Source organism: Pedococcus soli, assembly GCF_054782575.1.
In genome coordinates this window covers 586,624-605,451 of the sequence record NZ_BAAGSF010000006.1, presented here as the reverse complement: position 1 = coordinate 605,451, position 18,828 = coordinate 586,624, and the positions used below count along the sequence as shown (strand labels likewise).

General features: G+C 67.9%; 20 protein-coding genes. 5 read left to right on the top strand and 15 right to left on the bottom strand.

Annotated features, from left to right (window positions below):
- Positions 1-142 precede the first annotated feature (142 nt).
- From ACYVKF_RS18190 to ACYVKF_RS18170, 5 genes are all read right to left on the bottom strand, one after another.
- Positions 143-337, bottom strand: a complete 195-nt coding sequence (locus ACYVKF_RS18190; RefSeq protein WP_460968309.1) for an SDR family oxidoreductase — start codon at positions 335-337, stop codon at positions 143-145.
- Positions 265-465 (bottom strand): SDR family NAD(P)-dependent oxidoreductase, encoded by a 201-nt coding sequence (locus tag ACYVKF_RS18185; protein ID WP_460968307.1) that lies wholly within the window; start codon positions 463-465, stop codon positions 265-267. Before ACYVKF_RS18185 ends, ACYVKF_RS18190 begins: the two co-directional genes overlap by 73 nt.
- A 96-nt stretch (positions 466-561) precedes the next feature.
- The gene (locus ACYVKF_RS18180; RefSeq protein WP_460968305.1) at positions 562-711 is read right to left on the bottom strand and encodes a hypothetical protein; all 150 of its coding nucleotides are present in this window, start codon (positions 709-711) and stop codon (positions 562-564) included.
- Between the two features lie 282 nt (positions 712-993).
- Positions 994-1,674 carry an ABC transporter ATP-binding protein gene (locus ACYVKF_RS18175; RefSeq protein ID WP_460968303.1) on the bottom strand — a complete coding sequence of 227 codons (681 nt, stop codon included), beginning with the start codon at positions 1,672-1,674 and terminating at the stop codon, positions 994-996.
- Positions 1,671-2,744 carry an FtsX-like permease family protein gene (locus tag ACYVKF_RS18170; protein WP_460968301.1) on the bottom strand — a complete coding sequence of 358 codons (1,074 nt, stop codon included), beginning with the start codon at positions 2,742-2,744 and terminating at the stop codon, positions 1,671-1,673. Before ACYVKF_RS18170 ends, ACYVKF_RS18175 begins: the two co-directional genes overlap by 4 nt.
- 333 nt (positions 2,745-3,077) lie before the next feature.
- Here ACYVKF_RS18170 and ACYVKF_RS18165 point away from each other — a divergent pair, with 333 nt between their 5' ends.
- Both ACYVKF_RS18165 and ACYVKF_RS18160 read left to right on the top strand, forming a co-directional pair.
- Entirely contained in the window at positions 3,078-4,268 is a 1,191-nt protein-coding gene (locus tag ACYVKF_RS18165; protein ID WP_460968299.1) for a sensor histidine kinase, read from the top strand.
- Positions 4,265-4,909 carry a response regulator gene (locus ACYVKF_RS18160; protein WP_460968297.1) on the top strand — a complete coding sequence of 215 codons (645 nt, stop codon included), beginning with the start codon at positions 4,265-4,267 and terminating at the stop codon, positions 4,907-4,909. The genes ACYVKF_RS18165 and ACYVKF_RS18160 overlap by 4 nt, the downstream gene beginning before the upstream one ends.
- Before the next feature lie 398 nt (positions 4,910-5,307).
- On the opposite strand, the gene ACYVKF_RS18155 is transcribed toward ACYVKF_RS18160, so the two are convergent.
- The 3 genes from ACYVKF_RS18155 to ACYVKF_RS18145 are packed head-to-tail and all read right to left on the bottom strand — an operon-like array spanning position 5,308 to position 6,544.
- A complete protein-coding gene (locus ACYVKF_RS18155; RefSeq protein WP_460968296.1) occupies positions 5,308-5,559 on the bottom strand; it encodes a hypothetical protein in 252 nt (83 codons plus the stop codon).
- A complete protein-coding gene (locus tag ACYVKF_RS18150; RefSeq protein WP_460968294.1) occupies positions 5,556-6,308 on the bottom strand; it encodes an RNA polymerase sigma factor in 753 nt (250 codons plus the stop codon). Before ACYVKF_RS18150 ends, ACYVKF_RS18155 begins: the two co-directional genes overlap by 4 nt.
- On the bottom strand, positions 6,308-6,544 hold the full coding sequence (locus tag ACYVKF_RS18145) for a hypothetical protein (protein WP_460968292.1): 237 nt from the start codon (positions 6,542-6,544) through the stop codon (positions 6,308-6,310). The genes ACYVKF_RS18150 and ACYVKF_RS18145 overlap by 1 nt, the downstream gene beginning before the upstream one ends.
- A 209-nt stretch (positions 6,545-6,753) precedes the next feature.
- Here ACYVKF_RS18145 and ACYVKF_RS18140 point away from each other — a divergent pair, with 209 nt between their 5' ends.
- The 3 genes from ACYVKF_RS18140 to ACYVKF_RS18130 all read left to right on the top strand — a co-directional run bounded on the left by ACYVKF_RS18140 (position 6,754) and on the right by ACYVKF_RS18130 (position 9,160).
- On the top strand, positions 6,754-7,296 hold the full coding sequence (locus tag ACYVKF_RS18140) for a hypothetical protein (protein WP_460968290.1): 543 nt from the start codon (positions 6,754-6,756) through the stop codon (positions 7,294-7,296).
- 74 nt (positions 7,297-7,370) lie between these two features.
- Positions 7,371-7,910: a GTP cyclohydrolase I FolE gene (gene folE, locus ACYVKF_RS18135; RefSeq protein WP_460968288.1), complete on the top strand. Its 540-nt coding sequence runs from the start codon at positions 7,371-7,373 to the stop codon at positions 7,908-7,910.
- The gene (locus ACYVKF_RS18130) at positions 7,907-9,160 is read left to right on the top strand and encodes an NAD(P)/FAD-dependent oxidoreductase (RefSeq protein WP_460968286.1); all 1,254 of its coding nucleotides are present in this window, start codon (positions 7,907-7,909) and stop codon (positions 9,158-9,160) included. The genes folE and ACYVKF_RS18130 overlap by 4 nt, the downstream gene beginning before the upstream one ends.
- Before the next feature lie 48 nt (positions 9,161-9,208).
- Here the strand turns inward: ACYVKF_RS18130 and ACYVKF_RS18125 are convergent, their stop codons facing one another.
- From ACYVKF_RS18125 to ACYVKF_RS18095, 7 genes are read right to left on the bottom strand one after another with little or no spacing between them, the layout of a single operon-like run.
- Positions 9,209-9,679, bottom strand: a complete 471-nt coding sequence (locus ACYVKF_RS18125; protein WP_460968284.1) for a hemerythrin domain-containing protein — start codon at positions 9,677-9,679, stop codon at positions 9,209-9,211.
- 55 nt (positions 9,680-9,734) lie between these two features.
- Positions 9,735-10,067, bottom strand: coding sequence for a cupin domain-containing protein (locus tag ACYVKF_RS18120; RefSeq protein ID WP_460968282.1), 333 nt, complete (start codon positions 10,065-10,067; stop codon positions 9,735-9,737).
- 57 nt (positions 10,068-10,124) lie between these two features.
- Positions 10,125-10,853: a respiratory nitrate reductase subunit gamma gene (gene narI, locus ACYVKF_RS18115; protein WP_460968281.1), complete on the bottom strand. Its 729-nt coding sequence runs from the start codon at positions 10,851-10,853 to the stop codon at positions 10,125-10,127.
- On the bottom strand, positions 10,850-11,560 hold the full coding sequence (gene narJ, locus ACYVKF_RS18110) for a nitrate reductase molybdenum cofactor assembly chaperone (protein ID WP_460968279.1): 711 nt from the start codon (positions 11,558-11,560) through the stop codon (positions 10,850-10,852). Before narJ ends, narI begins: the two co-directional genes overlap by 4 nt.
- A complete protein-coding gene (narH, locus tag ACYVKF_RS18105) occupies positions 11,557-13,206 on the bottom strand; it encodes a nitrate reductase subunit beta (protein ID WP_460968277.1) in 1,650 nt (549 codons plus the stop codon). The genes narJ and narH overlap by 4 nt, the downstream gene beginning before the upstream one ends.
- Positions 13,206-16,922, bottom strand: a complete 3,717-nt coding sequence (locus ACYVKF_RS18100) for a nitrate reductase subunit alpha (RefSeq protein ID WP_460968783.1) — start codon at positions 16,920-16,922, stop codon at positions 13,206-13,208. The genes narH and ACYVKF_RS18100 overlap by 1 nt, the downstream gene beginning before the upstream one ends.
- A gap of 32 nt (positions 16,923-16,954) precedes the next feature.
- Entirely contained in the window at positions 16,955-18,121 is a 1,167-nt protein-coding gene (locus ACYVKF_RS18095; protein ID WP_460968275.1) for an MFS transporter, read from the bottom strand.
- Between the last annotated feature and the right edge of the window lie 707 nt (positions 18,122-18,828).

Here is an 18,828-nt window from a genome sequence, read left to right as displayed (position 1 = left end):
AGTCGCCTTCGTGGACGGCACGCGGGTGCTAGAACTCCTCATGTGGCTCATCGGCGCCAACCGCGTCGAAGCCACGCGACCACCGGTCAGTGGAAAAACTCAACCAATACCCCTCGTCAGGACAGCGGCCCCCCGGGCCGCGTCAAACTCCCAGCGCGCCGTCGACGGTGATGACCTGGCCAGTGACGTAGGACGAGTGTGGCGACGAGTGCCACAGGACGGCGTCTGCCATCTCCACCGGTTCCCCGATGCGTCGCATCGAGATCATCGAGTTGTGCAGGTCAAGACGCTCCCGGAACTCCGGCTCGCGTGCGCCGTGCAGGTTCTTCTCGAGCATGGGGTGCGGATGGCACCAGGACGGACAGCGTTGATTTGCACTCTATGCGCGGCGAACTCCTTTGCCGTTGTGACCGTCAGTGCCTCGACGCCGGACTTGGCGGCGGCGTAGCTGCCCGTGCCAGGCATGCGCAGGACGGCTCCATGGAGAATGTGTGTTGACGATGATGCCGCCTTGTGTCAGCAAGGTGGGGAGCTCGTACTTCAAGCACAGCCACACGCTGGTCAAGCTTGCGCGACGATTCCTTCGAACCCGGGCAACGTCATGGGGGTGAAACTGTCATCGGCGGCGCCGGCCTCGGTGCTCGCGGCGTTCTTGAACGCGTGGTCGAGCCGACCGAACCGGTCCAGCCCACGCCGGATGAAGTTCGACACGTCGTCCTCGTCGGTGACGTCTGCGGCGAAGATTCGACCTTGCCGAGGTCGATCCTCCTCCGGGACCTTACGGGGCTGCCTCCTGACGTGCGTCCGACCTCCGCCTGGCGAGCACGCTGGCGACGGGTTGGCACCACCCTGGGTGGCTGATGCCTGCGTTGACTCTGGGTCGGATTCACGTCAACGCACCAGGCCAACGACCGTGGGTGACGCCGTGGCACTCGGTAGTCACCGTGACGCGCGGAACCTGTGTGGACTTCGGTGTAAGCCTCGGGCATCACGTCACCAGGTCGCGAGCTGGTGGACCCTGCCGTCGACGATTTTGCTGACTCGGTCGGCGCCTGCGAGGTGGTCGTGGTTGTGGGTGACCATGAGGGTGGTCAGGTTGCGGTCGACGGTCAGTTCACGCAGCAAGGTCAGGATCGCTTCGCCGCGTTGGCTGTCCAGGGCACTGGTTGGTTCGTCGACCAGGAGGAGGGACGGTTGGTTCATCAGGCCACGCGCGATGGTGACGCGTTGCCGCTGACCTCCGGAGAGCTGGTGCGGACGCTTGTCGGCTTGGGCGCCAAGCCCGACCGCGTCGAGCAGCTGCACGGCCCGGCGCCGTGCGGCCCCTTGATCGATGCCGTTCATGTGGGCGATGACCAGCAGCTGGTCCATGGCGGTGAGAGAGGCGAGCAGGTTCGAGCTCTGGAAGATGATCCCGATCTCTTCGCGGCGAACCCGGGCGGTCTCGCCGCGGTTGAGCTGGGCCAGGTCGATCCCGTCGAGCACGACGCGTCCGGAGTCGGGCGTGATCAGGGTGGCCGCGACGGCCAAGAGGCTGGACTTGCCTGAGCCGGATGGTCCGACGATGGCGGTCAGGGTGCCGGGTTCGGCGGTGAGGTCGACGTGGTCGAGCGCGGTGAGGCGCTGGTCGCCGTCGGGGTAGGTGAGGGTGATGTCGTTCAGGTGCAGGGTCATCGGGCACTTCCCAGGGCTGTGAGGGGGTCGACCGTGGTGACGGTGCGCAGGGAGACGGCTGCACCTGCGAGGCCGAGCACGTTCATGACGAGGGCGGGCAGCAGCAGGGTGGGCAGGTTCAGCACGAACGGCACTGCGGTTCCAGCCAGAGCGGTGATGCCGGCCCCGATTCCCGCTCCGATGCCGGTCCCGAGGGCGGTGCCCAGGGCGAGCAGTGCCGCCGCTTGGCCGAGGGCGTCCTTTAGCAGGTAGCCGTTCGACGCGCCCAGCGCTTTGAGGATGGCGATCTCGCCGCTGCGTTGCACGGTCCAAACGGTGAAGAACGCGCCGATGACCAGGGCGGAGATGGCGAAGAGCAGGGCTCGCATCAGTTGCAGCGATCCGTTCTCGGAGGTGTAGGACCCGATGGCGTACAGCGACTTCTCGGGGGTGAGCGTCAGTGTCCCCAGCTGCTGGTCGGCAGCGGTGAGGTCGGTGCCCTCGTCGGTGCGCAGCGCCAGAAATGTCGCGTTGCCCGGGGGCTGGCCGGACACAGGGGCGTTCGCGGCCGCTGCCCAGATCACGGGGGCGTGGGAGAACTCGTCGTTGCCGGACACGCGTGCGACGGTCAGCTGCCGACCGGCCACGGCGACGCGGGCTCCAGCGGCGGTCTCCAGCGAGGCGGCCGCCTTGGTCGACAAGATCACCTCGTCGGCGCCGACCGTGGGCGCCAGCGGGGAGCCCGGGGCGATCGCAAAGGCCGCGACGCCGGCGGTGCGATCGCCGACACTGGCACGGGTCATGGCGACGGTCACGGGATCAGCTCGACGCACACCCGGCACGCGTGCCCACCCGGCTTGCGCCGACGGGGTGATGGAGGAGTCGGTGAAGGTGAGTTTCTGCCCGGCGGCGGGTGCGGAGAACACCAGGTGGTCGGCCGGTAGGTCGGTGATGGCAGAGGTGTTGCCGCGCCCGAGGCCGGCAGTGAGTCCAGAGAGCAGGACGACCAGCAGGGTGATGAGCGTGACGACCGAGCCCATGAGGGCGAACCGTCCCTTGGCAAAGCGCAGATCTCGAATGGCGACGAACACGCCGATGGCTTCCTTCCATAGGTGGCCCGGTGGCGACCCGGTGCTCTCGTGGAGCTGGGGTGCGGCCGTGGCCTGTTGCGCAGCGGTTGCCGCCCCACCACCTACGGTCCTTGCCTGGGCTCTTTCGGGCATCACGCCCAGGATCGGTTCGCCGGCGTCGAAGGGGGCCGTCCCACGTCAAACTTTCGATGGATGCCGCCCAGGGAGGTGCGCCGTAGTGTTGCCAGTGACATGTCCCATCCAGCGTCAAGCCAGTCGACCGCCCTTGCCTCCGCCCCGGAATCTGCGTCGGCGCCCGTTCCGGGCCCGTTGCGGTGGGGGGTTCACCTGCTCGTGGCGGTTCTGCTCGTGCTGGCTGCCGTCCGCAGCGGTATGGCCGGCCCTGCGGACTGGGCGGCCGTGGCCCGCTCCGGTGTGGTTGCCACCATCTATGCCCTCGGGGCACGCTGGACGGCGGTGTCCACCTCAGCGGTCGAGGCTCGGGTGTGGCTGGCGGTGCTGCTCGCTGCGTGGGTAGCCCTGCTGGTCCTGACGCCGGACGCCATCTACCTGGCGTTTCCATGGTTCTTCCTCCTGCTGTACCTACTGCCCCGACGCGTGGGGCTGACCGCCGTCCTCTTCACGACAGCGGCGGCAGTGGCCGGGTTCGGTTGGCATCAGGACAAGTTCGCCGTGGCCATGGTCATCGGGCCGGCGCTCGGAGCCGCTGCCGCCATCGCCACCGTCTTCGGGTACCAGACGCTGCAGGAAGAGTCCGAGCAACGCCGGCGCCTCATCATCGAGCTCGACCGCACCCGAGCCGACCTGGCCCGGGCACAACACCAGTCCGGGGTCCTGGACGAACGCGAACGCCTGGCCCGCGAGATCCACGACACCCTTGCCCAAGGCCTGACCAGCATCCAGCTCCTGCTCGCTGCCGCGCAGAGGTCCCTGACCGCAGCGCAGACGGCCGAGCAGCTCAAGGCGGCAGAGTTGGTCGAGCAGGCTCGACTCATGGCGCAGGAGAACCTGGCCGAGGCTCGCCGGTTCGTTCACGCACTGGCACCTGGCGACCTGCAGCAGTCCACCCTGCCGGCGGCCCTCCAGCGGCTGTGCAGCACCACCACAACCCGCACCGGCATCCCGGTGACGTTCCATGAAGTCGGACACGTGCCGACCCTTCCCACGCCCGTGGAGGTCGCACTGCTGCGCATCGCACAGGCCGCGCTCGGCAACGTCACCCAGCACGCCAAGCCCACCCGTGCGGATATCACCCTGACCGGCATGGACACCGCGGTGACGTTGGACGTCGTCGACGACGGCACCGGGTTCGATACCGACACGCAGCTCCCCATGAGGCCAGCTGGGCCCGGCCAGGGAGGCTTCGGCCTGCGCTCCATGCGATCCAGGGCAGATGACCTTGGTGGCGTCCTGAGCGTTGAGTCCCACCCCGGACGCGGCACCGCGGTGTCGGTCCACTTCGAGCGCCCACCTCAGAGGTCGACGGCGGACCATCCACGTGCAATCACGAGGCTGGTCCGATGACCGTCATTCGACTGCTCCTTGCCGACGATCATCCTGTGGTGCGCGCGGGGCTCTGTGCCGTGCTCGAGTCCGAGCCCGACATCGTTGTGACCGAGGACGTCGCCACCGCGGAGGCCGCCATCGCGCGGGCCCCGACCGGGGACATCGACGTCGTCCTGATGGACCTGCAGTTCGGGACGGGTCTGGACGGCATCGCAGCCACGGGGCAGATCGCCAGCATGGTCACACCTCCGCGAGTGGTCGTGCTGACGACGTACGACACCGAAGCGGACATCATCGCGGCCGTCGAGGCCGGCGCCGCCGGATACCTGCTCAAGGACGCCCCACCCGAAGAGCTCATCGCGGCCGTGCGCACCGCGGCGGCGGGCCAGTCCGCTCTCGCACCAGCCGTCACCGATCGCCTCATGGACCGAATGCGCACCCCGTCGACGTCCCTGAGCGCCCGGGAGTCGCAGGTGCTGACACTGGTCGCCGACGGCCTGTCGAACGAACAGATCGCTGGGCGCTTGTTCGTGTCCCAGGCAACCATCAAGTCCCACCTCGTGCACATCTTCGCCAAGCTCGGCGCCGACTCCCGGACCGCTGCCGTCGCCACCGGGGTCCGACGTGGACTCATCCGTCGAAGTCACCACAGCCCGTAGCTCCCGGCGCCGCCGAGACCAGCATCGCCCAGCAAGCGGGCGGGTAGGGTCCGCCGCGGTCCTGGCCACCGCACCAACACTTCAGGACGGACGCCTTCGGCCGTCCGTCGGCGTGTGGCCTGAAGTGAGCGGCTCAGGTCACTTCGGCTCCCACGAGGACGGCCACCCCTAGCCACGCGAGCCCCATTCACACGACGAGTCCACGCTCGAGCTCGTCGTTGTGTCGGCTCCGCCGCAGTCCGACGGCGAATCCCGCGGCCCGCGAGCCTGCATGAGATGTCGCCGCTACAGACTGGGTCCGGTCGTTGTCTGACACCGCCGCGCAGCAAGGGCGCCAGTGACTGGGCCGAGGGCCATCCATGAAGCGTGGAAACCTGCCGTGACACCGCCGCCAGGGGTCATGGACCCCCACTCAGGAGGGACGCGAGCGCGTGGGCCTCTTCGTCGCAGGCGGCACAGCCGTGAAGGTGAGCAGCCATGGCTAGGTCGCGTGGGGCGTCCTCGTGCAGCAGCGCCTCGACGTAGGTGTCCATGCGTGCGAAGCAGTCGTCGCAGGAGAGCCAGGGCGTCGTGTCGAGCAGCAGGGCCTGGACCGCCTCAGGGCCGAGGCCCGAGTCCGGTGGCGATGGTTGCGCGGGGGTGGTGTTCATGACAGACCTGTCGTGGTTGGAGTGGCTGTGGTGCGGGAGGACCCGGCGCGGCTGGGCTCCGCCGTGAGGTAGCCCTTGCTGACGAGATCGGCGCGCAGACGGCCCCGGACGTCGTGGACCGTCTTGTACAAGGCCCCGCGAGTGGCGCCGAGACGTTCGGCGAGGACGTCGATGGGAACGCCGTCCACGAGCAAGGCCACCGCAACCCGTCGCTGGTGCGGGGTGAGGACCGCGTGCATCGACGCCGCGACGGCGGCGGCGAGGTCGACGCCTTCGGTGTGGTTCTCGGGGCTCTCGTGGTGCGGGCCCGGCTTGGTGGCCAGGTCGAGGTCGCGCAGCTCCACCTCACGGTGTTGCCACTGGACACGCCGGACGTCTGTCGCGGCCTGCAGGATGGCGAACTTGAATGCCCAGGTGGTGAACCTGCTGCGTCCCTCGAAGGTGTGCAGCTTGCCGAGCAGGGCGGTCATGGCCTCGTCGGCCGCTTGGTTGACGATGACGTCGACCGTGGCGGGAGAGTCGTCTGGCAGTGCCCCTCGCATCCTGGCCACCTGGTGGCCGGCGGCGCGCAGCATAAGGTCATGCAGCTGCCGCATCGCCGCGGCCTGTTCGGGCCCGGGCGTGCTCAACGCGTGCACCCAGTCGACTGGCTCGCCGCGGTCGCTTCGGGTGTCGGCCTTCGTCCGCCCGATGCTGTCCGCGGGCGCAACGGTGCGTGCCGCCCGGTCGTCGCGGCTGGGTGCGCTCATCACGAGACCCTCGGATCGCCGACGGGGGACAAGATGCGGGCGGCGAGCTGCGGCGGGCAGCCGGCATCGACGAGCTGGAGCAGGGCGTGAAGGTCGACGCGCCCGGCAGCCAGCACCTCGGCGAGCGCGGGCGAGAATCCGACCTCGCGCAGTCGACAGGTCCGCCAGGCGATGACGTCGACCGGCGGGCCTGCTGCGAGACAGGCTGGGGTGGGGTGGCTGTTGCGGGTACTCATGCCGTGTTTGCTGCGCGCGGCCGCCCCCGTCTTACCGCCAACAGTCTGGTCGTTCCTGCCGATGGCGTTGTCGGTAAGAACTCCGAGCGGGGTCACGTCTAACACGAGGTCAGCCTCTCACCACGTCCGGAGCACCGTCAGCGGGCACTGAACGTGTCTCGGCTCCGTCGGGTTCGTGAGTGGACAGCGTCTCTGCCCAAGGAGTCATCGTGGAAACACACCTCACCCGGCACCACATCGACACCCGCCCCGGGACTGGGTTTCAGCGGGACCCGGTCTATCAGGCGTACGTGGTTCTTCGCGGTGCCTTCACCATCGCTCCCATCGCTTTCGGGATCGACAAGTTCACCAACCTGCTCGTCCAGTGGGATCAGTATCTCGCCCCGGCGCTGTCCGACCCGTTGCCTGTCACATCCCATCAGGCGATGTATGCCGTAGGTGTGGTCGAGGTCCTCGCTGGAGTTCTGGTCCTGCTGCACCCGCGTCTTGGTGGAGTGGTTGTCGCGGCCTGGCTGGGAGGGATCATCGTCAACCTTCTGCTCATCCCGGGCTACTACGACGTGGCCCTACGGGACTTCGGTCTCCTGCTGGCCGCCGTTGCGCTGCAACGCCTTGCGACAGCGTATGACAACCGAGGCGTCCTGTGGCCCCTGCACCGGGTCGTGACAGCGCCGGCGGACGGACTGGCCGTGGAACAGGGTTCTGGGCACGTGGCGGCATCTGCCGCCCCGACCGCCGGAACAACGGCATGAGTATCGCGGCGCGCACCCACCAACCTGCCCATCCACGGTCGGTACCCGGTCTGGTGGAGGAGGCAGACCTGGCTGTGGCTACGCCGGCTGCGAGGGCCCTGCTCACCGCGCTGGGAGTGGACGTCAGTCAGGAGTCCACGGCGCGGACGCCCGAGAGGATGGCGGCGGCATACGCGGAGCTCCTGCGTCCCCGACCCTTCCAGATGACGACCTTCCCCAACGACGGCGGCTACGACGAGCTCATCGTCGCCCGTAGCATCCCTGTCAAGTCGATGTGCGAGCACCACATGCTGCCGTTCATCGGCACCGCCCACATCGGCTACCTGCCCGGCGACCGCATCGTGGGCCTGTCCAAGCTTGCTCGGGTCATGGAGCACTTTTCCCGGCGACCACAGGTGCAGGAACGGCTGACCACCCAGGTGTCCACCTGGTTGCGTGACCAGCTGGGAGCAGCGGGAGTGGGCGTCGTCATCGAGGCCGAGCACCTGTGCATGACGCTGCGCGGCGTCCAGGCGCCCGGTACCACCACCGTGACGTCGAGCCTGCTGGGCGCCCTGCGCGAGGACAGCGGCACGCGCGCGGAGTTCCTCGCCTTCACCAGGTCGACGCGATGACAGACGCGAAGCGGGTCGTCATCGTCGGCGGCGGCCTGGCCGCCGCCAAGACCGCCGAGGCGCTGCGCACCCGCGGCTTCGACAGGCCCATCACCGTGTTCGGACAGGAAGGCCACCGGCCGTACGAGCGCCCACCGCTGTCCAAGGCCAACCTGTCACTCGGCACCGTGGCCGAAGACGAGCTGTTCGTGCACGACCCCGGTTGGTACGACGACAACGACGTCGACCTGCGCACTGGTCGCCCTGTCCTCGGCCTCGACCTCCCGGCGCACCAGATCACCGTCGGCGCGGGCGAGCGCACTCGCACGGTCCCGTTCGACCTGCTCGTCCTGGCCACAGGTGCCTCCCCGCGCAAGCTGCCCGTGCCGGGCTCCGGTCTGCCCGGGGTGCACTACCTGCGCACCCTCGAGGACAGCAACGCGCTCCACGCCGTGCTCGCGACCGGTCCCCGCCTCGTGGTCATCGGCGGTGGCTGGATCGGCCTCGAGGTTGCCGCGGCCGCCAGCACGATGGGTGCGACCGTCACGGTCCTGGAGGCCGGACCGATGCCCATGGCGCCCCTGCTGGGTGAACGCGTCGCCGCCGTGCTCCTCGACGCGCACCGGTCCCACGGAGTCGAAGTCCGCACGCAGGCCCACGTGGTTGCCTTGGTCAACGACGGACGAGGTCACGTCTCGGGGGTCGAGCTCGCCGACGGTACCCATCTCGAGGCCGATGCGGTCGTCGTCGGGATCGGCGCCCTCCCCAACACCGCACTCGCCGAGCAGGCTGGTCTCAAGGTCGCGAACGGCGTCGTCGTCGACCCGCACCTGCAGACCTCGCACCCCGACGTGTTCGCGGTCGGCGACATCGCCAACGCCTGGCACCCGACCCTCGGCCGTCGCCTGCGGGTCGAGCACTGGGCCAATGCGCTCAACCAGCCCCAGACCGTAGCCGCGGCCATCACCGGTCAGGGCGAGCACTATGACGCCCTGCCCTACTTCTTCAGCGACCAGTACGACCTCGGCCTGGAGTACGTCGGCCACCCGGACCCGGTCCTTCCCTGCGAGGTGGTCATCCGAGGCGACGAGACGTCAGGAAAGTTCACCGCCTTCTGGCTGCAGGAAGGAAAGGTCGCGGCCGGCCTGAGCGTGAACAGCTGGGGCCAGACCAAGGACGTCGAAGCGCTGATTCGTGGGGGTGTCCATCCACCACTCGCCCTGCTCACGGACACCGACGTGCCGCTGGATGACCTGCGACTGCTGAGGTAGCTCGCGTACTGGCCACGTACGCACCCGTCAGGTGCAAGCCGTGCCGCGTCACTCGCCGATCATGAGGTCCTCGGGGTGGGCTTCGTGCCAGGCGCGCATGGAGGCGTCCCACTCATCGCCGGTGAGGGCGACCAGCGACGCGGGGAAGAGTCCGTCCTCTTCCTTGGCGATGTGCTCGTGCAGGTCGAAGACCGCAGTGCGGACGCGTAACTGATCGGAGGGTTTGGTGAGATCACATGCATCGAGCAGTGTCTCGAGCTCGCGGTGCTCCTTCACCAGTGGCCCGATGTGCTTGGCGAAGAGCTCGTCACGACGCATCACCGCGAACAGGCCGTTCTCCTCTCCCTGCCAGTGGGAACGCAGCTCGGCGGCCATGGCGCGCAGCAGCGCGGTGGCTACGGTCAGCTCACCGCGGTCGAGCGCACGCACTGCGTCGCCTCCCAGGTTGGTCGCGCGTTCGTGTTCGGCGATGTAGTCCCGGATCAGCGGTATGTCGCGGCATCCGCAGTAGTGGCACATCTCTAGGTCCTCGTCCCCGGTCGAGCGATCATGACGCTGTCAGTCGGTACCCGTGTCACGTCTTCTTGGCCACTGTCAGCAGGATGACCGAGTCCTCGACTGCGTGGAGGGCGTGTCGGGAGTCGGGGATGAACAGGAGGTCGCCTGGCGATCCGTTCCAGCTGTCTTGGCCGGCGACGAGGGTGACCCGTCCTTGGAGCACCTGCAGGGTGGCTTCGCCTGGGTTCTCGTGCTCGTCCAGGCTGCTTCCGGCCGCGAGCGCGATGAGGGTCTGGCGGAGGACGTGTCCGTTGCCTCCGTAGACCGTGTGGGCACTGCGACCGCTGGAGGCGGTCGATGCCGCCTGCAGCTGGTGTCGGGCCAGCGCCGTCAGTGACTGCTTCTGCACGTCTGCTCCTGAGCTAGGGATGGGTGCGCGACATCGCCGTGTCCCGCGGGTGGGTGGTCAGCCGACGCGATCCCAGCCTCGCCGGTCCCGGTGGCTGCCGAGCTGGTCGTCGTCGCGGCTGCGGTAGACGATGTACGGTCGCGTGAGGTAGCCGACTGGCGCGCTGAACACGTGCACGAGCCGGGTGAAGGGCCACAGTGCGAAGAGCGCGAAGGCGACGAGCGCGTGCAACTGGAAGCCCAGTGGTGCCCTTGCCATCAGGGATGCGTCGGGCTGGAAGGCCAGGAAAGAGCGGTACCAGACAGACACCCCCTCGCGGTAGTTGTACTCGCCACCGATGGTCAGGATCGACCCGGCGATGGTGTTCCACATGCCCAGGACGATGACGACGGCCAGGAACGCGTACATCACCTTGTCCATCACGGTGGTCGCGGAGAACACCGGTCCCACGGTGCGGCGGCGGTAGATGAGGATGACCATGCCCACGAGGGCCGCCAGCCCGGCCAGGAGGCCTCCGGCCACGGCCACCACGTGGTAGCCGCGTTCACTGATCCCCACTGCCTCGGTCCAGGACTCCGGCACGAGGAGACCGATGATGTGGCCACCGACGACCCCGAGCATGCCGAAGTGGAACAGCGGGCTCCCGATCCGCAGCAGTCGGTTCTCGTAGAGCTGGGACGACCGGGTGGTCCAGCCGAACTTGTCGTAGCGGTAGCGCCACAGGTGTCCGACGACGAAGGTCGTCATGCAGACGTACGGGAAGATGACGAAGAAGAACACGCTCATGTCCGGGCTCCGGGGAACGAGGGCATGGGCAGCGGGATCGATGGCGGGGCTGCGCCGGCGGCTGCTCCGGGGCTGAACTGTGGGTTGGCGAAGGGGGCCAGCCCGACTTCTTCCTCGGGAGGCCCTTCGGCGGCCAGGCGGCGTACTGCGTCGCGCTCGTCGCCCCGCAGCCTGGGCAGGGTGGTGGTGACCGCGTCGATGAGGTTGGCCCACGGAGAACCCATGTCGCGCAACGAGAGTCGCAACAGCTCCAGGCCGGCCCGGTGGTCGAGCAGTAGGTCCCGGCCGAGTCCCTGGTCGACCGTGGCGGCGAACTCGAGGACGACGCAGAGGTGGTCGGGCAGCTCCGCGTCATCGAGCTCGAACCCTGCTTGGAGGTAGGTCTGTTTGAAGCGCAGCAGTGCCATCCCACGCTTGCGGGTGTCGCCGTGGGCGAAGTAGGTCAGGAACAGGTTGCAGCGGCGACGGGTGTCGAACGTCTCGACGTAGTCGGCCTGGAGCTCAGGCAGGGGTGTCTGCTCGACGTGGTCGAGGAAGGTTGTGAGGGAGTCGCGGATGACAGGGGCCACGTCGCGCGATGCCGAGCGGACGAGCGCGACCCGGTCCGGGAGCCGGTCATCGGGGTAGTCGAGCAGCAGGGAGACCGACTGCCACACGAGGGTCAGCTGGTCGGGGGGCAGCGTCGGAGCAGGTCTGCGTTCGCTCATGAGTCGGACCCGTTCGGCGGGAACATGCCGGGGGGCGAGCCCTTGCCGTCCCAGTTGAGCAGGTTGACGCGTCCTGCCTTGTTGACCGGTCCCGCAAGGGAGTCGGAGGTCTGGCGGGCCTGGAGCATCTGGAAGTTCTCGACCGCCACCGGAGTGGGCGTTCCGGACCCCTCGCCGAAGACGTCCTGCTGCCCGCCGCTGTAGTCCGAGACGGAGCACTCCGTCGACAGCTCCTCCAAGGAGTGCGCCAGCTCGGCATGGGCAGGTGGGATGACGTACCGCTCGTCGTACTTGGCAATCGCGAGGAGGCGGTACATGTCGTACATCTGCTCCTCGGTCATCCCTACCGCGGCGGGGATGGACGCATCCGGGTCGCGCCCCATGTTGATGTCGCGCATGTAGCAGCGCATGGCAGCGAGCTTCTTGAGCACCGCGTCGACGGGCCCGACGTCACCAGCGGTGAACAGCTCTGCGAGGTACTCGACCGGGATCCGGAGCGCGTCGATGGCAGCGAAGAGGTTGCCCGTGTCCTCGGCGTCCTCGCCGGTCTCGGCGACAACGTCGACCACCGGGGACAGCGGTGGGATGTACCAGACCATGGGCATGGTGCGGTACTCCGGGTGCAGGGGCAGGGCGACGCGAAAGGTGTTGATGAGGGCGTAGATCGGTGAGCGCTGGGCGGCGTCGACCCAGTCACGCGCGATGCCGGCCCGTTCTGCCTCGCGGATCACCTCGGGGTCGAAGGGGTCGAGGAACACGTCGCGCTGGGCCTCGACGAGACCCGCGTCGTCGGTGGTCGACGCGGCGGCGAGGACCTTGTCGGCGTCGTAGAGCATCAGCCCGATGTAGCGCAGGCGCCCGACGCAGGTCTCCGCGCAGACGGTCGGCAGCCCGACCTCGATGCGCGGGAAGCAGAAGGTGCACTTCTCGGCCTTGCCGGTGCGGTGGTTGAAGTAGATCTTCTTGTAGGGGCAGCCTGACACGCATTTGCGCCAGCCGCGGCACTTGTCCTGGTCGACCAGGACGATGCCGTCCTCCTCACGTTTGTAGATCGCCCCGCTGGGGCACGATGCCGCGCACGAGGGATTGAGGCAGTGCTCGCAGATCCGGGGCAGGTAGAACATGAAGGTCTGCTCGAACTCGAACTTCACCTTGTCGGCGATCTTCTTGAGCATCGGGTCGCGGTGCGCGGTGGCAGTCGATCCTCCGAGGTCGTCGTCCCAGTTGGCCGACCACTCGATCTTCATGTTCTTGCCGCTGATGAGCGACTTGGGTCGAGCGACGGGGGTGTGCTCCTGGGCCGGGGCGTCGGTCAGGGTCGAGTAGTCGTAGGTCCACGGCTCGTAGTACTCACCAATCGAGGGCAGGACGGGGTTGGAGAAGATCGTCATGAGGTTCTTCAGGCGTCCACCCGCCTTGAGCTTCATCCGTCCGCGTTTGTCGAGTTCCCAGCCGCCCTTCCACTTCTCCTGGTCCTCGTAGGTGCGTGGGTAGCCCAGGCCGGGCCGGGTCTCGACGTTGTTGAACCAGATGTACTCCGTGCCGGACCGGTTGGTCCATGCCTGCTTGCAGGTCACCGAGCAGGTGTGGCAGCCGATGCACTTGTCGAGGTTCATCACCATCGCCATCTGGGCCATGACCTTCATCAGTACGTCACGTCCTGGCTGCGCTTGCGGATGATGGTGACCTCGTCGCGCTGGTTGCCCGTCGGGCCGAGGTAGTTGAACGCGAAGGTGAGCTGGGCGTAGCCGCCGATGAGGTGGGAGGGCTTGACGAGCAGCCGGGTCAGCGAGTTGTGGATGCCTCCGCGCTTGCCCGAGGTCTCTGCCAGCGGCACGTCGATCAGCCGGTCCTGGGCGTGGTACATGTACACGGTTCCTTCCGGCATGCGGTGGGACACGATCGCCCTGGCCACGACGACCCCGTTGCGGTTGACCGCCTCGATCCAGTCGTTGTCGTTGATGCCGACCTTGACCGCGTCTCGGTCGCTCATCCAGATGTTCTGGCCTCCGCGGGACAGCGAGAGCATGAACAGGTTGTCCTGGTACTCGGAGTGGATCGACCACTTGTTGTGGGGTGTCAGGTAGCGCAGGGTCAGTCCCTCGACCTGGCCGTCGGACCCGTCCGACAGCGTCCCGAGGGCGGGCTCGGCGAACAGTGCGGCCATGTTGAGTGGTGGTCGGTAGACGGGGAGGCCTTCACCGAGCTCGGTCATCCAGTCGTGGTCGAGGTAGAAGTGCATCCGTCCCGTGAGGGTGTGCCACGGCTTCTTCCGTTCGACGTTGATGGTGAAGGGGGAGTAGCGCCGTCCTCCGGTCTCGGAGCCGGACCACTCGGGAGACGTGATCACGGGGACGGGTGGCCCCTGCGTGTCGGCGAACGTGATCTGTTTTCCCTCGTGCTCGGCAGCGAGGTCCGCGAGCTGGACACCGGTGCGCTTCTCGAGGGTCTTGAAACCTTGGGTGGCCAGGTGTCCGTTCGTGGTCCCGGAGAGGGCGAGGATCGCCTCGCAGACGTTGACGTCCTTCTTCAGGGAGGGTCGGCCGTCGGCCACACCGCCGCGGACGGCTCCGTTCTTGGCTCGGAGGTAGTCGACCTGCTTGCTGAGCTCGAAGGTGACGCCCTTGGTGGTCGCGCCGAGGGTGTCCACCAGGGGACCGAGGGCATTCATCTTCTCGAACACGGCGCCGTAGTCACGTTCGACCTCGACCAGCCTGGGCATCGTGACGCCCGGGATCGGCTCGCACTCGCCCTTCTTCCAGTCGCGGACGACGCCGTGCGGGTTGGCCATGGCGTCCGGGGTGTCGTGCGTCAGCGGCACCGCGACGACGTCCTTGCGGACGCCCAGGTGGGTGGCCGCGAGCTCGCTGAACTTCTCGGCGATCGTCTGCCAGGCGTCCCAGTCGGTGCGGGTCTGCCACGGCGGTGCGATGGCAGGGTTGAACGAGTGCACGAAGGGGTGCATGTCGGTGGTGTTGAGGTCGTGCTTCTCGTACCAGGTCGCGGCAGGCAGGACGACGTCGGAGAAGATCGTGGTGCTGGTCTGGCGGAAGTCGATCGTCATCAACAGGTCGAGCTTGCCCTCGGGCGCAGTGTCTCGCCACGTCACGTCGACGGGGCGTTGGTCCACCGGTGTCTCGGTGGCGCGGACCGATGAGTCGGTGCCCAGCAGGTGCTTGAGGAAGTACTCGTTTCCCTTGCCCGAGGAGCCCAGCAGGTTGGCGCGCCAGATCGACAGGATGCGGGGGTAGTTGCCCGGGGCGTCGGGGTCCTCGCCGGCGAACTCCAGGTCGCCCGACTTGAGCTGGTCGACGACGTACTCGCCCACCGGCTTCCCGGCGGCGGCCGCGTCGTCGCTCAGGTCGAGGGGGTTGCGGTCGAACGTGGGGTAGGAGGGCATCCATCCCATGCGCGCGCTCTGGGCGATGACGTCCGCGGTCGACTTGCCGGCGAGCTGCCCCTTGCCCGTGGTGGCCGAGAGGGTGTCGGCACCGAACTGGTCGTAGCGGAACTGGTTGGTGTGCAGGTACCAGTACGCCGTCTGGATCATGTTGCGAGGCGGCCGGTTCCAGTCCAGGGCGTTGGCGACCTGGGTGTAGCCGGTGATCGGACGGACCTTCTCCTGGCCGACGTAGTGCGCCCAACCGCCACCGTTGACACCCTGACAGCCCGTGAGGTTGGTCAGGGTGAGGAAGGCACGGTAGATCGTGTCGGAGTGGAACCAGTGGTTGGTCCCCGCGCCCATGACGATCATCGAGCGCCCCTTGGACTCCTCGGCGTTCTGGGCGAACTCGCGCCCGATCCGTGCGGCCGTGGCCGCCGAAACGCCGGTGATCTTCTCCTGCCAGGCGGGCGTGTATGGCGCGGTCGCGTCGCCGTACCCCTTGTCATCCCCCGTGGGCCATGCTCCGGGGAGCGGCTGCCCCTGAAAGGTGCGTCCCACGCCGTACTGGGCGAGGAGCAGGTCGAAGACGGTGGTGACCAGGTGGCCGCCCACACGACGCACGGGCACGCCGCGCGGGAGGTCGGCGGCTGCGCCGTCGGCGGTGTCGAACCGCGGCATACGGACCACGACGGACTCGGTCGCGGAGTCGAGCAGGGACAGGTGCGGCTCGACTTCGCCGAGGTCCAGGTTCCAGGACCCGATGCCGCTCTCGCCGTAGCGGTGGCCGAGTGATCCGTTGGGGACGACGGGTTGGTCGGTGACCGTGTCGAGGAGGACGGTCCTGAAGGCTGCGTTCTCTTCCGCGGCGTGGGCCGGGAGGTCTGCTGCGGTGAGGAACTTGCCAGCGGTGTACTCCCCGTCGGCTGATTCCTCGAGCCGGACGAGGTGGGGCAGGTCGGTGTAGGTCTTGACGTACTGGGTGAAGTAGGGCGTCTGTCGGTCGACGAAGAACTCCTTGAGGACGACGTGGCCCATCGCCATGGCGAGCGCACCGTCGGTGCCGGGTCGGGCTGCCAGCCACTCGTCGGCGAACTTCACGTTGTCGGCGTAGTCGGGGGCGACCGCGATGACCTTCTGTCCGCGGTAGCGGGCCTCGGTCATCCAGTGCGCGTCGGGTGTTCGGGTCACGGGGAGGTTGGAACCCCACATGATCAGGTAGCCCGCGTTCCACCAGTCACCGGACTCCGGGACGTCGGTCTGGTCCCCGAAGACCTGGGGTGAGGCGACGGGCAGGTCTGCGTACCAGTCGTAGAAGCTCAGCATCGAGCCGCCGATGAGGTTGACGAACCGAGCGCCTGACGCGTGGGAGACCATCGACATGGCGGGGATGGGGGAGAACCCCGCGACGCGGTCGGGTCCGTACTTCCTGATCGTGTGGACGTGGGCGGCGGCGATGATCTCGCTGGCCTCGTCCCACGTGGCCCGGACGAGTCCGCCCTTGCCACGGGCGGACTTGTAGGCCTTGGCCCGCAAGGGATTCTCGACGATGTGCTCCCAGGCCTTGACCGGGTCGCCGTCGTGCTGGGCCTTGGCCTCGCGGAACATCTGGAGCAGCACGCCGCGGACGTAGGGGTAGCGCACGCGGGTGGGTGAGTAGGTGTACCAGGAGAACGCCGCCCCTCGAGGGCAACCGCGCGGTTCGTACTCGGGGGAGTCCGGACCGACGGAGGGGTAGTCGGTCTGCTGGGTCTCCCAGGTGATGATTCCGTCCTTGACGTAGACCTTCCACGAGCAGGAGCCCGTGCAGTTCACGCCGTGCGTGGACCGGACCACCTTGTCGTGGCTCCACCGGTCGCGGTAGAAGTCATCGGCCTGGCGACCGCCCACCTGCGAGATGGTGCGCAGGTCGCCAGAGACGGTCCCGCGGGTGAAGAACCTCCTGCTGCGAACGAGTGCCCCCACGAGGGGGCCGTCCATGCCGATGTCGGGCGTGGAGCTGTTCCGGGGGCTCAATGCGCTTCCTGACCTTGGGTGGCTGTTCTTCGGACGACGGTGACGGTGAGGATCAGGGCGAGAGCGGCCGTGGCGCACAGCATCCACAGGCCGATGGCGTAGGACTCGGTGCGGCCGTAGACGTAGCCCATGACCAGGGGCGGTACGAAGCCGCCGAGGCCGCCGGCGGCTCCGACGAGCCCGGTCACGCCGCCGACCCGTGACGGCTCGGTGACCTTGGCGATGAGGGCGAAGGTGGCCCCGCTGCCGGATCCGAGTGCGGCGGCCATGGCGAGGAAGGCGACGGTACCGGTGCCACGCAGGGGCGGGGTCCCCGCCGAGATCCCTGCGCACACCACGACCACGCCGAATCCGGCCGCGAGCACCGGGATCGCCCCCACCTTGTCGGCGAGCCAGCCGCCGACCGGACGCATGACGACCGCGACGAGCACGAATCCCGCCATCCGGCTCGCGGCGCTGTCGGGGGTGAGGTGGTGTGCGGTCTTGAGGTAGGCGGGGAGGTAGACCGAGAACGCCACGTACCCGCCGAACGCGACCGCATACAGCAGGCATGCCTGCCAGGTGATCGGGAGCCGAGCGTTCGCGGAGATCCGTGAGGCGAGGGAGGTGGTGGGCACGTTCCGGCCGGGTGCGTCACGCAGGACCAGCCAGGCTGCCACCGCATAGGCCGCGAGCACGGCGGCCGTGATGAGGAAGGGAGACCTCGCGCCGAGGTGGGCTGTGAGCTTGACCGTCGTCAGGGCGCTGATCGCCGTGCCACCCATCCCTGCGCCGAAGACGCCGATGGCGAGCCCGCGCCGGTCCGGTGGGAACCACGCGTTGACGAAGGGGACGCCCACGGCGAACGCCGTGCCTGCGATCCCCAGGAAGAAACCACCGACCAGGAGGAGCGCGTAGGACTCGAGGGCAAAGAAGGCGATGAACAGGATCGGCACGATCGTCACGCCCGAGACGATGGGAAACATCACCCGGCCGCCGTACCGGTCGGTGAGGCCGCCGACGACGATGCGTCCCAGCGAACCCACGACGACAGGCACGGCGACGAGCAGTGCGACGTCGGACTCGCTGAGCTCACCGAGTGATCCGGTCGCCCGGAACAGTGGACCCAAGGGGCTGATGAGCGCCCAGGCCCAGAAGTTGACGGCGAAACCGAGGGTGGCCATCGCCAGCATCACCCACGGTGACGCGGTGCCTGTGTCGGTGGAATGCGCAGAGGTCCGGGAGGTGGGGACCTGTGTCCCGGCCGACGGTCGCGTTGCACCTACCTTGACGCCAGCACCGGCTGGTGCGACAACCTCCTTCGCCATGTCCAGTCTCCTGATGTCCATCGGCGGCAGGCGCCACACGGAACCAATCACAGGGGGCAGGGCTGGGCATGATTAGTGCCGAAGGTCCCTTGTTTCGGGGATGTCCCGGGCGAGGGTGTGCTGGCAGGTCGGTAGACATGGCGAGTGCGCGAGGCCGCTCGAGCGACAGAGTGAAGGACCGAGGATGCTTGACTAACTGCTTGACAACGAGAGCGCGTCCGGGTGGATGCAGGGGAATGTCGGGGGACTGGCTCGTGCTCAAACGGACGTCGAAGCACGTCCGCGGATGGTCTGGGAATGCTTGACACGGAAGAGGTCACTGGTTCAAACCCAGTATCGCCCACCAGTACGAAACAGCCCCTGACCTGCGGAGACGCCGGTCAGGGGCTGTTTCGTTGGCTCGCGTCAGGGACGACTGCTTGACCAGCTGCTTGACTAAGACGTCGCGTTTCGGCCCTGGTGCCGGTCCCTGCACGTTCGCTGACGTGCGTGGACGTCCGAAGGGGGGCCACGCACTTCCCGTGCAGGGAAGAGGTCAGTCGTCGTTGTGGTCATGCCGGGTG